This window comes from Wocania ichthyoenteri Th78 (assembly GCF_000789235.1).
GTDB classification, from domain to species: Bacteria; Bacteroidota; Bacteroidia; order Flavobacteriales; family Flavobacteriaceae; genus Wocania_A; species Wocania_A ichthyoenteri.
The window spans coordinates 1,085,262-1,100,698 of record NZ_KN525716.1; the positions used below are offsets into that span (position 1 = coordinate 1,085,262).

Below are 15,437 nucleotides of genomic sequence, written 5' to 3' on the forward strand. Positions count from 1 at the left end.
ATCATTAAAACATAAATTTTTAAAATTTTACAGATGTGAAATAAAAACGTTCAATAAAATTTTAGGAATTAAATAACTTTTAATTTAAATAACCCTTAGCTTTTTCTAAAGCCTCACTAATTCCATCTGGGTTCTTACCTCCTGCGGTTGCAAAAAATGGTTGTCCGCCGCCGCCGCCTTGAATATATTTACCCAATTCTCTAACTACTTGTCCGGCATTTAATCCTTTACTTGCTACTAATTCTTTTGAAATATAACAAGATAACAATGCTTTTCCGTTTTGTTCGGTTGCAAATAATAGAAATAAGTTATCGAACTGACTTCCCAACTCGAAAGCAACATCTTTTATACCTGAAGCATCTAAATCTAGTTTTTTAGCTAAAAATTGAATACCATTAATATCTTGTAACTCACTTTTAAGTTCGCCTTTTATGTTTTTCGCTTTATCTTTTAATAAAGCCTCTATTTGCTTTTTAAGATTTGCATTTTCATCTTGTAAATTCTGCAATGCTTTAACAGGTTCTTTGGTGTTATTAAGCAAATCTTTCATTTCAAAGTAAGCACGGTTATTTTCAAAGTAAAAATCTTTAACCGCATCGTTTGTAATAGCTTCAATACGACGTATTCCTGCAGCCACAGCACCTTCCGATACTATTTTGAAATGCCAAATATCAGCTGTATTTTTCACATGTGTGCCTCCACAAAGCTCTATAGATTTCCCAAATCGAATAGCACGAACTGTATCGCCATATTTTTCACCAAATAAACTCATTGCACCTTCTGCAATAGCTTCTTCTTTTGGTATATTTCTTTTTTCAATCAACGGTAATTTTCCATCAATTCTTCTATTTACAAAATTTTCAACATCTCTTAATTGCTCAACTGTTAGCTTTGAAAAATGAGAAAAATCAAATCGTAAATATTTTGAATGCACCGCAGACCCTTTTTGCTCAACATGCTCACCCAAAACCTCTCTTAGTGCTTGATGCAATAAATGTGTTGCTGTATGATTACACTCGGTTCTGTAACGCTGTTTAGCATCAACAACGGCTTTAAAAGTTTCATTAAGATGCTTTGGTAAGTTTTTAGTAAAATGAATAATAACGTTGTTTTCCTTTTTGGTGTCTAGGATATAAACAACATCGCCATGTGTATCTTCTAAATAACCTTTATCGCCAACTTGTCCACCACCTTCGGGATAAAATGGCGTTAAATTAAAAACCAATTGATACATATCGCCATCTTTTTTGGAAGTTACTTTTCTGTATCTGGTTAATTTTACGTTAGCTTCAAGCGTATCGTAGCCTATAAATTCTTCTTCGTCATCATCATTTAAAATCGTCCAATCTTCAGTAGACATTTTGCTTGCTGCCCGCGAACGATTTTTTTGTTTTTGAAGGTGTTCATCAAAACCTTTTTCGTCTAATTTTAAGCCTTTTTCAGAAAGAATTAAAGCCGTTAAATCTATAGGAAACCCATAAGTGTCATACAATTCGAAAGCTTTTTCGCCTGAAACCCTATCACCTTTCGTTTCATCAACAATTCTATTAAGCAATATTAAGCCTTGATCTAAAGTTTTTAAAAACGATTGTTCTTCTTCTTTAATAACATTTTCAATCAATTGTTTTTGAGCCTTTAGTTCTGGAAATGCTGTTCCCATTTTATTACTCAACACACCAACTAATCGATATATAAAAGGCTCTTTTTTATCTAAAAACGTAAAGCCATAACGCACAGCACGACGTAAAATTCTACGAATAACATAACCTGCGCCTGTATTACTTGGTAACTGTCCGTCGGCAATTGAAAACGCCACAGCACGAACATGGTCAGAAATAACACGAATAGCAACATCTGCTTCTTGGTTTTTACCATAATCTTTTCCTGTAATGGTTTCGATTTCGCGAATTATTGGTGTAAAAACATCGGTATCGTAATTAGATTGCACACCTTGTAAAACCATACAAAGTCGCTCGAACCCCATACCAGTATCAATATGTTTATCAGGAAGGTTTTCTAAACTTCCATTGGCTTTTCGGTTGTATTGCATGAAAACTAAATTCCAAATTTCTACAACTTGTGGGTGATCCATGTTTACCAAATTTTTTCCATCAACCTTAGCTTTTTCTTCTGCAGAGCGAATATCTACATGAATCTCACTACAGGGGCCACATGGACCTTGGTCGCCCATTTCCCAAAAATTATCTTTTTTATTGCCTTTTAAAATACGGTCTTCAGAAATGAATTCTTTCCAAAAATCAAAAGCTTCGGTATCCATAGGGAGTTTATCAGCATCATCACTTCCTTCAAAAACAGTAACATATAAAATATCTTTATCAATGCCATAAACCTCAGTAAGCAACTCCCAAGCCCAAGCTATAGCTTCCTTTTTAAAGTAATCGCCAAAACTCCAATTCCCTAACATTTCAAACAAGGTATGGTGATATGTGTCGTAACCAACCTCTTCCAAATCGTTATGTTTTCCAGAAACACGAAGACATTTCTGAGAATCGGCAATACGGTTATTTTTGGGCTGAGCATTTCCTAAAAAATATTCTTTAAAAGGTGCCATTCCAGAATTTACAAACAATAATGTAGGATCGTCTTTTAAAACCATAGGTGCAGACTGCACAATGCTATGCTTCTTTTCCTCAAAAAAACTTAAAAATTTTGATCGAATATCTTGTGACTTCATGTACTTTTATTGTAAATCTTGTTTCTGTTAAATTACTCTTAATGCGAAACAATTTTTATATTTATACTGCAAATTTATTTTAAATTTAGGACAGCATGAACCTACTATTGAAATAATATTATAAAACATAAGATAATTTTTTTGTAGGTTTGTTCGTTTGCATATTAAATTCAACCTCTTATGTTGCTTTTTCAATTGCAAAAATAGTATAATTTAAACAATGAGTAAGGTAAAATATTATTACGATTCTGATTCGCTTTCCTATCGGAAAATTGAGCGTAAAAAAAGAAAAACATTTGCATTTATTTCTGTTTTTCTTTTAGCCTCTTTTTTGTTTTCATTTATCCTTTTTTTTATAGCCAATTTATACATTGAATCACCTAAAGAAAAAGCTTTAAAAAGAGAGCTACAAAACGCACAGTTACAGTTTGAGTTATTGAACAAAAAAATGGATGAAGCTGAAGCAGTTCTTGCAAACGTAGCCGATAGAGATAATAATATATATCGTGTTTATTTTGAAGCAAATCCTATACCAGATGAGCAACGTAGAGCAGGCTTTGGTGGTATTAATCGTTATAAAGATTTGGAAGGTTTTGATAATTCCAAATTAATTATAGAAAGTAATAAACGTTTAGATATTCTACAAAAACAAATTGTAGTGCAATCTAAATCTCTAGATGAAATTACCGTTTTAGCTGAAGAAAAAGAAAAACTTTTAACAGCAATTCCTGCCATACAACCTGTTAGTAACGAAGACCTAACACGTATGGCTTCTGGTTATGGTATGCGATCCGATCCTTTTACCAAAGTCAGAAAAATGCATTGGGGCATGGATTTTACAGCCCCTAGAGGCACACCTGTTTATGCTACTGGCGATGGAATTGTAAAACGTGCCGATGCTGGATCGAGTGGTTATGGTAAACATATTAGAATAGACCATGGTTTTGGTTACGTAAGCTTATATGCGCATTTGTATAAATATAATGTAAAAAGAAACCAAAAAGTTAAGCGTGGTGATTTAATAGGTTTTGTTGGTAGTACTGGTCGTTCTGAAGCACCACATTTACATTACGAAATATTCAAAGATGGTACACGTATTAACCCTATAAACTTTTATTACGGTAGTTTAACCGCCGAAGAATTTAGCAAATTATTAGAACACGCATCGTTAGAAAATCAATCATTAGATTAATGCATATAGATTTACCAGAAAAAAGATATTACGGTATTGGCGAAGTAGCCAAAGCTTTTGATGTAAACACCTCACTAATTCGTTTTTGGGAGAAAGAGTTTGATGCACTTAAACCAAAAAAGAACGCCAAAGGCAATCGTAAATTTACGCCTGAAGACGTTAAAAATTTAAAACTCATTTATCACCTCGTAAAAGAACGGGGTTTTACTTTAGAAGGTGCTAAAATTCATTTAAAAGAAGGCAAAAAAGAAACCTTAACTAATTTTGAAATTATAAGCAAACTAGAAGATGTAAAAAATCAATTGATAAAAATTAAAAATCATTTGTAACATTTTAAGGTTTTATTCAACTTATATATTATAACATTAAAAAACAACTAAAACACTACTACTATGAAGAAATTTTTACCATGGATTATTATAGCTATAATTGCTATAGGCATCTATTCTTGGGCTAAAGGATTTAATAATACGGCTGTAGAATATGAGGCTGATGCCAAAACAGCTTGGTCAAAAGTTGAGAGTGCATACCAACGTCGTGCCGATTTAATTCCAAACTTAGTTGCTACTGTAAAAGGTTATGCAGCACATGAAAAAGAGACTTTAGAAGGTGTTATTAAAGCCCGCTCTGAAGCGACAAAAACCACTATAAATGCTGGCGATTTAACCCCAGAAAAAATGGCTCAGTTTCAACAAGCACAACAGGGATTGAGTGGAGCTTTATCCAAATTATTGCTAACAGTAGAACGTTATCCAGATTTAAAAGCAGATAAAAGTTTTTTAGAATTACAATCGCAACTTGAAGGTACCGAAAATAGGGTTAACGTAACAAGAGATCGTTTTAATGATGCTGTTAATAAATACGATATTTACACTACAAAATTCCCTGGAAAACTATTAGCTAGCCTATTTGGTTTCGAAGAAATGGCAAGATTTAAAAGTGCTTCAGGTAGTGAAAACGCTCCAAAAGTAGAATTTTAATGTCTGAGATTGAGGCTTTTTTAACCGCTAGTGAAGAACGCGATATTGTTGAAGCTATAAGGTTAGCTGAATTAAATACATCTGGCGAAATAAAAGTTCATATTGAAAAAACGGCAAATGGCGATGCAACAAATCGTGCTTTGGAAGTTTTCCATACTTTAAAAATGGACAACACCAAACTGCAAAATGCTGTATTAATTTATGTAGCTATCAAGGATAAAAACTTTGTTATTTATGGTGATATTGGTATAAACAACGTAGTGCCAAACAGCTTTTGGGATAGCACTAAAGATATTATACAATCTTATTTTAAGTCAGGAAATTTCAAACAAGGTCTTGTTGAAGGCATTCAAAAATCTGGAGAACAACTTAAAACGTATTTCCCCTATTCAAATTTAGACACTAACGAACTTTCAAACGATATTTCTAAAGGCTAAGTTTAACATGCAATACTTAATATTAACTATTAAATCATTCATAAAAAAAAGGACACTTTTTACAAGTTTGCTTTTAATCGTTTTTGCATTTAGTTTTTCTTTTGCTCAGTTTGATATTCCTGATAAACCAAAATTTCAAACTAGTATTTACGATTACATTAACTTGCTTTCAGCATCACAAAAAAACAGCTTAGAAAAAAAACTTATAAAATATTCTGATACCACTTCAACTCAAATCGTTTTAACAATTATCAGTTCAACTAAAGGCGAAAACATCAATTTTCTTGGAGCTCAATGGGGTGAAAAATGGGGTATTGGACAGGAAAAAGAAGATAATGGTATCTTAATAATTCTTGCTAAAGATGATAGAAAAATAGGTATAAGTACTGGAGAAGGCATAGAATATCTTTTAACAGATGCCCTATCTAAACGTATTATTGAGCGCGACATCATACCTTATTTTAAGCAAAATGATTATTACGGAGGTTTAAATAAAGGTATAGAATCTATTTTTGAAGTTTTAAATGGTGAATATCAGGGTACTCGAAAATCATCAAATAACGAGTTTCCAATTGGATTTATTTTTATTCTACTTTTCATATTTATCATTATTCTAATTTCTATTTCTAAAAACAGAAGAAATGGAGGTAATGGTGGTAATAGAGGCAATAGATCTAACGGCATTGATATTCTTGAAGCCATTATTTTAAGTAATTCTGGACGCGGAAGTTACAGACGAAACTCTGGAGGTTTTGGTGGCGGCTGGTCTTCTGGTGGAAGTAGCAGCGGTGGCGGATTTGGTGGAGGCTTCGGCGGCGGCGGTTTTAGCGGCGGCGGCGCATCTGGTGGTTGGTAGTGTTACTCTATTTAATAAAAAAGTTGCGCCTTAAAAAACTCAAAACACAACTAATCAATTTTAAAATCTATGAAACCCTCTATCCTGTACTTCTCCTTTTTTACCTAAACTATTAAATTTCCAACTAAAACTAAGCATAAAATAACGTTGCAAAACCGTACTTTGAGAATCTTGAATATAGTTTTCTGTTGCTATTCGTCTTGCATTTGTATTTTGGTTTAATAAATCATATGCCTTTAGTGTTAAAGTAGCATTATCCTTCATAAACGAATAAGCTAAAGTAGCATTCCAAAACCAAGCACTTTTTTGAAAACCATCTGCGATATTTGGATTGTAATTATAGTTTATATCATTTCGCCATTCAAAATTTTTAGGCAAATAAAAAGCAGTACCTATATTTAATCTATGATACACAAATGTTCTATCTTCAAAAGTATTAATATCATAAACGTTTTTTGTAAATGACAAATTATATCTTGGACGAATCTCTAAAACATCTTTAATATTAAATTCCATATTAAAACTAGGCCCTATATTTCGCACCTTACTACTATACTTTACATCATTATTAAAATTAATGTTCTTACTTAACCCTAACGAAGCTCCTAAACCAAATTTAATTGTTGTTATAGAATCTACCTTAATCTTTTTATTGTAAAATAAATTAGAGTTAATGTTATAATTTCCGCTTACGTTTTCATAAGTTGTTTTTCTTATTAAATTGTCATCTATTATCGATTTTCTAACGACTTGATTATTGCTAAAACTACTACTCAAATAACCATAAAACCCTGTGCCTTTAGTAAAATCGAAAGCATTAAAATTTGCATAAACTCTATGGTTGCTTCCTGTTTTTAAATTAGGGTTACCCACAACTGTATTTAAAGGGTTAGACACATCTTGAAAAGGTTGTAACTGCGATAAACTTGGTGTGGTATTTCTAAGTCTGTAACCAATTCTAAACGATGATTTTGGACTAAAACGGTATCTTACTCTTGATGAGAGTTGTAAATTATTAAAATTTCTTTTTATACTTAAATCTGGCCTTAAAAAATCATAATTTTCTAAGGTTCTTAAAATATAATCAGCTTCAACATTGGTAGACAATTTATCTTTTCTGTATGATAACCCCAAACCAAATGTACTATTGTCATCAATATATTTAAAGTTAGTACTTAAGTCTTTGTTAAAGGTATTATAGTCTTGTTTGCTGGTGTCAAAATCAAAAGTGCTTCTTATATTTTCTTGCTTATTTTTATTATAAGAATAGTTAAAATCAAGAGATAGCTCTTTACCCTTAATAGGTTGTCTATAAGTAATTCCTGTTGAAATATCACTAGATTGATTTTCACCATCAGTAAATTGTCTCCTTATAATATCGTTTGGTGTTGCACCAAAAATATTAGTTTCAGAATCGAGGAAATCGTCCGTTTCGGTAATATTATTTCGGTTATTAAAAAAGAGCTTAAAAAATGATCCTTTACTTCCAAAACGTTTTGTTAAACTAAGATTATTACTAAAATTTTTAGCTGTGTTTTCAACATAAGATGAAGATGTAGATTCGTTTATTAAAACTCTATCTATATCGCTGGAAGCTTCATCTCTTAATGATATATTTTCACTCTTTATATAGTTAAATGAAGGACGAATGTTTATATATAACGTTGAATCTATTTTGAATTCTAACTCAGTATTGGCTCTGTGGCTATCAGTAGAGTTTGATGAATTGGAATTAGAATCGGTAAAATATCTAGTGTCTGATAAAATATTTTCTCGTTCTGTTGATGACTTGTTTTCAGATTGACTTCCAGAGAAAAAATAACTACCAGAAACATCTGTTTTTTCTCCAATTTTATCAGCATAATTTATACCAGACGTTCTTGAGGTTGTTATACCTTGCCCACCACCAAAAGAACGCCCATCAATTGCAAAAGAGCCATCACCATTAAATCTCATACTGTTTCCGCCTCCAAACATTTTTCTAATCTCACCAAAGCTAAATCCAGAAGAGTTAATATTGTTGCCTCCAGATAAAACACTTATACGTCTGTCATTATCAAAATAATTAAACATCCCAGCAAATTCGTAGCGCTCGTCTGTTCCTGCACCGGCTGCTAAACGACCAAAAGCACCCTTATTGTTTTCTTTTTTAATGGTTAAATTAATGGTTTTATTTTCACCATCACTTTCTTTTCCTGCAAAAGCATCAGCTTTAGATTTAGTGTCTGTTATCTGTACTTTTTCTATAATGTCTTTAGTTAAGTTTTTGGTTGTAATGGTTGGGTCGTTGCCAAAAAACGGCTTACCGTTTACCAAAATTTTGTTTACTTCTTTACCATTTACAGTTATTTTACCTGTTTCGTCAACCTCAACTCCTGGTAATTGTTTTAATAAATCTTCAACATTTGCATCTTTTTTTGTTTTAAAAGATTTTACATTAAACTCTAAAGTGTCTTTTTTAATGGTTATTGGCGCTCTAGATTTAACTATTACTGCATCTAAAGCATTATCATCTATTAACATATTAATAGGTCCTAGATTAATGTCTTCTTTATTTATAAGGATGGATTTCTTAAATGTTTTATAACCAACATATGAAATTAAAAGATTTAATTCTTTATCATATGTTTTTCCTTCTAAAATAAAATCACCTTTTTCATCAGAAATCGTATAAGTAACTAGAGTACTATCTTTTGCGCGCTCTAAATATACTGTTGCAGATTCTAATAGCATTTTATTTAAATCTCCTTTAACAATTCCTGATATTTTAAATGATTGAGATTGTGAAAAAGAAAACACCGTGTACGAACACAATAAAATTAAAAAAAAGTACTTCATTAAATGATTGATTGATGATAAATAGCTTGATTTGCGTCAAAATTTATACCAAAACAACAGTAATTAAGTTTAGTATTAAATGACACAAAATATTTAACGAAAGTAACTAACTTTAAGTATGACTTATCATAAATAAATCTTAAACTTATGTAAGAAAATGTTATTTTTTTCTCATGTAAACGCTAATAGGAACACCATTAAAATCGAAATGTTCACGTAATTTATTTTCAAGAAAACGTTTGTAGGCATCTTTTACATACTGTGGTAGATTGCAGAAAAAAGCAAATTGCGGTTGTGGTGTTGGCAATTGCATAATATATTTAATCTTTACAAACTTTGCTTTATATGCCGGTGGTGGATAATTTTCTATAATAGGTAACAGTATATCATTTAACTGACTTGTTTTTATTCTTTTAGTTCGATTTTTATAAACCTCAACAGCAGTTTCAATAGCTTTAAAAATACGCTGTTTAGTAAGTACCGAAATAAAAACAATTGGCACATCTGTAAAAGGTTCCATTTGTTTTCTAATGGCTTTTTCGTAATCTTTCATAGATTTATGGTCTTTTTCAACTAAATCCCATTTATTCACTAAAACAACAATGCCTTTTCTATTACGCTCAGCTAACCAAAAAATATTTTGTACTTGTCCGTCAAATCCTCGTGTAGCATCCATAACCAGTAAGCATACATCGGCATGCTCGATAGCTCGCACACTTCGCATAACAGAATAAAATTCTAAATCTTCTTTAACCTTAGCTTTACGACGTATTCCGGCTGTATCAACTAAGTTAAACTCGAAACCAAAGCGATTATATTTTGTATCAATAGCATCGCGTGTGGTTCCTGCAATATCGGTAACGATATACCTATCTTCTCCAATTAACGCATTTATAAATGATGATTTCCCTGCATTTGGGCGACCAACAACTGCAAACCTTGGTAAGATCTCTTCTTCTACTTCTTCTTTTTCTGGTAATGCTTCAATTAAAGCGTCTAAAAGTTCACCAGTACCACTACCATTAATACTTGCAATGGTATAATACTCACCCAATCCTAATGAATAAAACTCAACAGCATCTTCGGCACGCTTACCATTATCAACTTTATTTACAACTAAAAAAACAGGTTTATTAACCTTACGTAATAATTTAGCAACATCTTCATCCATTCCGGTAACACCAGATTCTACATCAACCATAAAAATAATAGCATCGGCCTCATCAATAGCTAACTCCACTTGCTTATCAATTTCGGCTTCAAAAACATCATCGCTACCTAACACATAACCACCAGTATCTATAAGAGAAAACTCTTTACCATTCCAATCACTTTTGCCATAATGACGATCTCGGGTTACACCACTTACGGCATCAACAATGGCTTCTCGTCGTTGTATTAAACGGTTAAAAAATGTTGACTTGCCTACATTTGGACGACCTACTATAGCTACTATATTACTCATACTTATTACTTCTATAACAGTCTAAGACTGAATTTTATATCTCTTTTGAAATATTTTGCAAAAATAGGAAATATACCCATTGCAACACTCTTTTTAAGTAAAGATTAAAAACGATTTATAATTTGAATAAAAAATGTTACTTTTCTGTGGTTAAAAAATGAGGCATGCCAGCTACTAACGATATTGTTTTGCGTCCGAGATTTAAGATGGAGTTAAATAAAAATAACGAAATGTTATTAAAAGCTTTTGAGGATGCTAAAAACACCCAAAGTGAATTTATTATTAGTAGATTAGACGACCATGTATTCATTAAATTTCCTAAAGAGAAACAACATTTTTGGTCACCTCAATTGCATTTAGAAATAAATGAATCTGAAAACAATTCTAGTACGCTTCATGGTTTATTTGGACCCAATCCAACAGTTTGGACAATGTTCATGTTCTTTCATTTTATAGTCGCTGGGTTTTTTATTGCTTTTGGTATTTGGGCTTACACCAATTGGTCTTTGAAAAACGATTACGCTATACAGTTAAGCCTCATGTTTTTAATGATAATTATTTGGTTTGCACTCTATTTTGCAGGAAGTGTTGGTAAAGCATCGAGTAAAAATGAAATACACGATTTACATAATTTTATGAATAGTGTTTTAAAAGGTAATGATACTAATTGCTAATTATTATAGCCAAAACGTTTTAATTGGTTTTGATTACTGCGCCAATTTTTATTCACTTTAACATAAAGTTCTAAATGAATTTGCTTACCAAAGAATTTCTCTAAATCTTTTCTGGATTCAACACCAACACGTTTTAAAGCAGAGCCTTTATGCCCAATAATAATCCCTTTTTGAGTCTCACGTTCTACCATAATTACCGAACGAATACGAATAATATTTTCTTCTTCAAAAAACTCCTCGGTTTCAATTTCTACAGCATATGGAATTTCCTTTTTATAATGCATTAGAATTTTTTCGCGAATGCTTTCATTTATAAAAAATCGCTCTGGTTTATCTGTTAATTGATCTTTTGGATAAAATGCTGGCGATTCTGGAAGCAATTCTATAATACGATTAAATACTTCTTTTACATTAAAACCTTCTAAAGCAGAAATAGCGATAATTTCAGCATTGGGTACTTTTTCTGTCCAAAGTTGCACTTGAGTTTCTAATTGTTGTTGATCTGATTTATCAATCTTATTTAACAGTAATAAAACTGGGATTTTAGAATTTTTAATTTTATTAAAAAAAGCTTCATCTTTTAACTCTTGCTCACCAATCTCAACCATATAAAGTAAAACATCAGCATCTTCAAAAGCAGATTTAACAAAACCCATCATGGATTGCTGTAACTCGTAAGCTGGTTTTATAATCCCTGGCGTATCGCTAAATAACACTTGAAAATCGTCGCCGTTTACAATACCTAAAATACGGTGACGCGTAGTTTGTGCTTTTGATGTGATTATTGATAACTTCTCACCAACAAAGGCATTCATCAATGTAGATTTTCCCACGTTTGGGTTACCAATAATATTTACAAAACCTGCTTTATGGCTCATAGATTCTTTGTTTTTAGAACTATGCAAAGTTACAATCTTGATTTGTTTATTGCACTATTCTATCCTTTTAAAACAAAAAAAACAGGAAGCTAGGCTTCCTGTTTAAATTATATATTAAGTAAGTTTTAAGTAAACTACTTAACTATTTCTAATAATTCAACCTCAAAAATTAAAGCATCAAATGGTTTAATTTTACCTCCTTGACGTGGAAAAGCACCATAAGACAATTCTTGTGGAATAAAGAATTTATATTTTGAGCCTACAGGCATTAATTGTAAACCTTCTGTCCATCCTTTAATAACTTGGTTTACTAAAAATTCAGATGGAGTACCTCTATCTACTGAACTATCAAAAACTTCACCATCGATATTAGTTCCATGATAATGTACTTTTACTTTAGAAGCCGCTTCTGGCTTTTCTCCAGTTCCTTCTTTTAAAACAATGTATTGTAAACCTGAAGCTGTAGTTTGCACACCTTCTTTTGTTTTGTTTTCTTCTAAAAAGTTTTCACCAGCAACTTTAACATCATTATACTGCTCTTCAAGTTTTTTTAATTGTTCCGCTTTTTGTTTTTCTTGATCTTCTTGTTGCTTCTTAGTAAAATAATCACTTAAAATTTTCTGAATTTTATCCTCTTCAATTAAAATATTTGTAGAATCTATTCCACTAGTAAATCCTTGCTTGATAAAATCAATATTAACCTCATCAAATTTACTTCCCTTTATATTTGCTTTTAAACCAGCAGCTATATTTAAACCTATGGCATAATTTACTGAATCGACTTGAGTATTTAATGGCATATTAGTTACTCCATTTTTATTACAAGAAAATAACATGGTTGCTACTAAAGCAATACTTAAAAGTTTAATTGTTTTCATTCTTTTATAGTTTATTTTTAATTTGATGCCAAAAGTATGGAATTTTATAACAGTATACAAAGCAAGTTTGCTCCTTTAGCTTTTAAATAATATGAGCTAAAAACTTTTCCAAAATAGGATTTCTATTCTTTCTATTCCAAACTACAGATAATACAGTTTTTTGTGAAATATTTTTGAGTTCTATAAACTTGATCCCTTTTATATTTTGAGTTTGAAGCGATTTTGGAACAATAGAAATACCGAAATTATTTTCAACCAGTTTATATATAGAACTTGCATGAATGGTATTGTGTGCAATAATTGGAGTAAAGCCATTGTCATCAAAAATTTGCATCACTTTTTCGAAATAAGATGCACTATATTTAGAATCAAATAATATAAAAGGATCATTTTCGAATTGCTTAAGGCTTTTAAAATTACTAACATTTATTGGGTGATTTTCAGGCAACACCAAACAAAAATTTTCTTTTAAAATGGGTTTTATTTGTAAATCTCTTGGCACGCGTTCTAACCGTACAAAGCCAATATCAATATCGTGAGATAGTAAATTCTCTATTTGTTTTTGATTGTCCAATTCTTTTAAACTAAAGTGTGCGTTGGGGTTTTCTTTTCTAAATTTTAGTAATAAATTCGGTATAATATTTTGCATTGCAGACCCAACATAGCCAAATTTTAAATCGCCACCAATGCCATCATTCAACAATTTAGCTTGGTTAAAAATGCGGTCTAAACCCTTTAAATGTTGTGTGATTTCTGCTTTCAAATAATGTCCTACTTTTGTTAATTCCACTTTTCTATTGTGCCGTTCAAACAATTTAATTCCCAAATCGTCTTCCATTTGTTTTATTTGTCTACTCAATCCAGGTTGCGAAATAAACAAGCGTTCTGCTGCTTTTCGAAAATGCAAATCTTCGGCAACAGCAATAAAATATTTAAGATGCCTTAACTCCAATTGATGCTTCATGATTATTAATTATTTGCATTATTAATCTTAATAAGCATCAAAAATAAGAATAACTTTGTTAATATATCCATTACACAAAAAATATGTTTAAATACGGAATAGAGCATCTTACAGTTAATAAAGCTATTACCATTGCAAACGGTACTTTAAAAGCTGTAATTACTGAAGAAGTTAAAAATAAAGTAAACGATTGTCGACAAAAAGTTGAAACCATAGCCAGTTCTAACAAAGCGGTTTATGGCATTAATACAGGTTTTGGTCCTTTGTGCGATGTTCAAATTACACCCGAGCAAACCAGTAAACTGCAAGAAAACTTATTAATCACCCATGCGGTTGGTGTTGGAAATCCGATTGATAAAGAACTATCAAAAATCATGATGATTTGCAAAGTGCATGCGTTATGCCAAGGATTTTCTGGAGTGCGTTTAGAATTGATTGAACGCATTTTATATTTTATTGAAAACGATTTGTTACCTATAGTCCCAGAACAAGGCTCGGTAGGAGCCTCGGGAGATTTAGCACCCTTATCTCATTTATTTTTACCTTTATTAGGTGAAGGCGAATTTTGGATTGATGATGCCATCGAACCTGCAAAAAAAGTTTTAGAACAACACAATCTAAAACCGATGAAATTAGAAGCTAAAGAAGGTTTAGGGCTTATTAATGGTACACAATTTATTTTAGCACACACCATTATCGGATTAAAAAAAATGGAATATCTACTTAATTTAGCAGATGTTTCTGGTGTTATGAGTTTAGAAGGTTTTCAAGGCAGTGCGTCGCCATTTAAAGAAGCCTTGCATAAAATTCGTCCGTTTAAAGGTAATTTAAAAGTCGCCGAACGCATAAGAATGTTATTGAAAGATTCACAAAACCTCGAAAATCATTTTGAATGCAGTCGTGTGCAAGACCCGTATTCTATTCGCTGCATGCCACAGGTTCACGGTGCTTCAAGAAATGCCTATTATCATTTGAATGAATTGGCAGAAATTGAAATGAATTCGGTAACCGACAATCCTATTGTATTAAGTGAAACTGAAGCCATTTCTGGAGGAAATTTTCATGGACAACCATTGGCCATGGCTTTAGATTACACTTCTATTGCAGCTTCAGAATTAGGCAATATTGCAGACCGACGGTGCTATTTATTATTAGAAGGCAAATACGGATTACCGCGTTTATTAACCAAAGCTGGTGGTTTAAACTCAGGTTATATGATTCCGCAATATACTACAGCAGCATTGGTAACCGAGAATAAATCGTTGTGTTTTCCACCATCGGCAGATAGTATTCCAACATCTTTAGGACAAGAAGATCATGTGTCTATGGGCAGCATATCCGGACGCCAATTTAATCAGATTTTAGGAAATGTTGAAAAGATTTTAGCTATTGAATTAATGTATGCGGCGCAAGCTATGGAGTTTAGAAGACCGAATACATTTTCAAAAATAATTGAAGAAAATTTCAAAATTATAAGAAGTAAAGTTACTAAACTAGAAGATGATCGTGTTTTAAAAGACGACATCAACACCTTAATAACAATGGTGAAAAATCAAGTTTTTATTGTACATTAATACATT

At 31.7% G+C, this 15,437-nt stretch carries 13 protein-coding genes; 7 read left to right on the forward strand and 6 right to left on the reverse strand.

What is annotated here, in order from left to right; genetic code table 11:
- Positions 1-79 precede the first annotated feature (79 nt).
- On the reverse strand, positions 80-2,695 hold the full coding sequence (gene alaS / locus RG22_RS04685; RefSeq protein WP_034041246.1) for an alanine--tRNA ligase: 2,616 nt from the start codon (positions 2,693-2,695) through the stop codon (positions 80-82).
- 220 nt (positions 2,696-2,915) lie between these two features.
- Here alaS and RG22_RS04690 point away from each other — a divergent pair, with 220 nt between their 5' ends.
- The 5 genes from RG22_RS04690 to RG22_RS04710 all read left to right on the forward strand — a co-directional run bounded on the left by RG22_RS04690 (position 2,916) and on the right by RG22_RS04710 (position 6,160).
- Positions 2,916-3,887, forward strand: a complete 972-nt coding sequence (locus tag RG22_RS04690; protein ID WP_034041247.1) for a M23 family metallopeptidase — start codon at positions 2,916-2,918, stop codon at positions 3,885-3,887.
- Positions 3,887-4,216 (forward strand): MerR family transcriptional regulator, encoded by a 330-nt coding sequence (locus RG22_RS04695; protein WP_034041249.1) that lies wholly within the window; start codon positions 3,887-3,889, stop codon positions 4,214-4,216. The genes RG22_RS04690 and RG22_RS04695 overlap by 1 nt, the downstream gene beginning before the upstream one ends.
- Positions 4,217-4,279: 63 nt before the next feature.
- On the forward strand, positions 4,280-4,867 hold the full coding sequence (locus RG22_RS04700; protein WP_034041251.1) for a LemA family protein: 588 nt from the start codon (positions 4,280-4,282) through the stop codon (positions 4,865-4,867).
- Positions 4,867-5,304, forward strand: coding sequence for a TPM domain-containing protein (locus tag RG22_RS04705; RefSeq protein WP_034041253.1), 438 nt, complete (start codon positions 4,867-4,869; stop codon positions 5,302-5,304). The genes RG22_RS04700 and RG22_RS04705 overlap by 1 nt, the downstream gene beginning before the upstream one ends.
- Positions 5,305-5,311: 7 nt before the next feature.
- A complete protein-coding gene (locus RG22_RS04710) occupies positions 5,312-6,160 on the forward strand; it encodes a TPM domain-containing protein (protein WP_034041255.1) in 849 nt (282 codons plus the stop codon).
- A gap of 60 nt (positions 6,161-6,220) precedes the next feature.
- On the opposite strand, the gene RG22_RS04715 is transcribed toward RG22_RS04710, so the two are convergent.
- Positions 6,221-8,998 (reverse strand): outer membrane beta-barrel protein, encoded by a 2,778-nt coding sequence (locus RG22_RS04715; RefSeq protein WP_034041257.1) that lies wholly within the window; start codon positions 8,996-8,998, stop codon positions 6,221-6,223.
- A gap of 160 nt (positions 8,999-9,158) precedes the next feature.
- Positions 9,159-10,463 carry a ribosome biogenesis GTPase Der gene (gene der, locus RG22_RS04720; protein WP_034041259.1) on the reverse strand — a complete coding sequence of 435 codons (1,305 nt, stop codon included), beginning with the start codon at positions 10,461-10,463 and terminating at the stop codon, positions 9,159-9,161.
- Positions 10,464-10,627: 164 nt separating this feature from the next.
- Between der and RG22_RS04725 the strand changes: the two genes are divergently transcribed.
- Positions 10,628-11,137: a hypothetical protein gene (locus RG22_RS04725; protein ID WP_034041261.1), complete on the forward strand. Its 510-nt coding sequence runs from the start codon at positions 10,628-10,630 to the stop codon at positions 11,135-11,137.
- Here the strand turns inward: RG22_RS04725 and era are convergent.
- From era to RG22_RS04740, 3 genes are all read right to left on the reverse strand, one after another.
- A complete protein-coding gene (gene era / locus RG22_RS04730; RefSeq protein WP_034041263.1) occupies positions 11,134-12,015 on the reverse strand; it encodes a GTPase Era in 882 nt (293 codons plus the stop codon). The genes RG22_RS04725 and era overlap by 4 nt on opposite strands.
- A gap of 134 nt (positions 12,016-12,149) precedes the next feature.
- Positions 12,150-12,893, reverse strand: a complete 744-nt coding sequence (locus RG22_RS04735) for an FKBP-type peptidyl-prolyl cis-trans isomerase (RefSeq protein ID WP_034041265.1) — start codon at positions 12,891-12,893, stop codon at positions 12,150-12,152.
- A gap of 82 nt (positions 12,894-12,975) precedes the next feature.
- Positions 12,976-13,857, reverse strand: coding sequence for a LysR family transcriptional regulator (locus tag RG22_RS04740; protein WP_034041267.1), 882 nt, complete (start codon positions 13,855-13,857; stop codon positions 12,976-12,978).
- An 83-nt stretch (positions 13,858-13,940) separates the two neighbouring features.
- On the opposite strand from RG22_RS04740, the gene hutH reads away from it, so the two are divergent.
- Positions 13,941-15,431, forward strand: coding sequence for a histidine ammonia-lyase (hutH, locus tag RG22_RS04745; protein ID WP_034041268.1), 1,491 nt, complete (start codon positions 13,941-13,943; stop codon positions 15,429-15,431).
- Positions 15,432-15,437 lie beyond the last annotated feature (6 nt).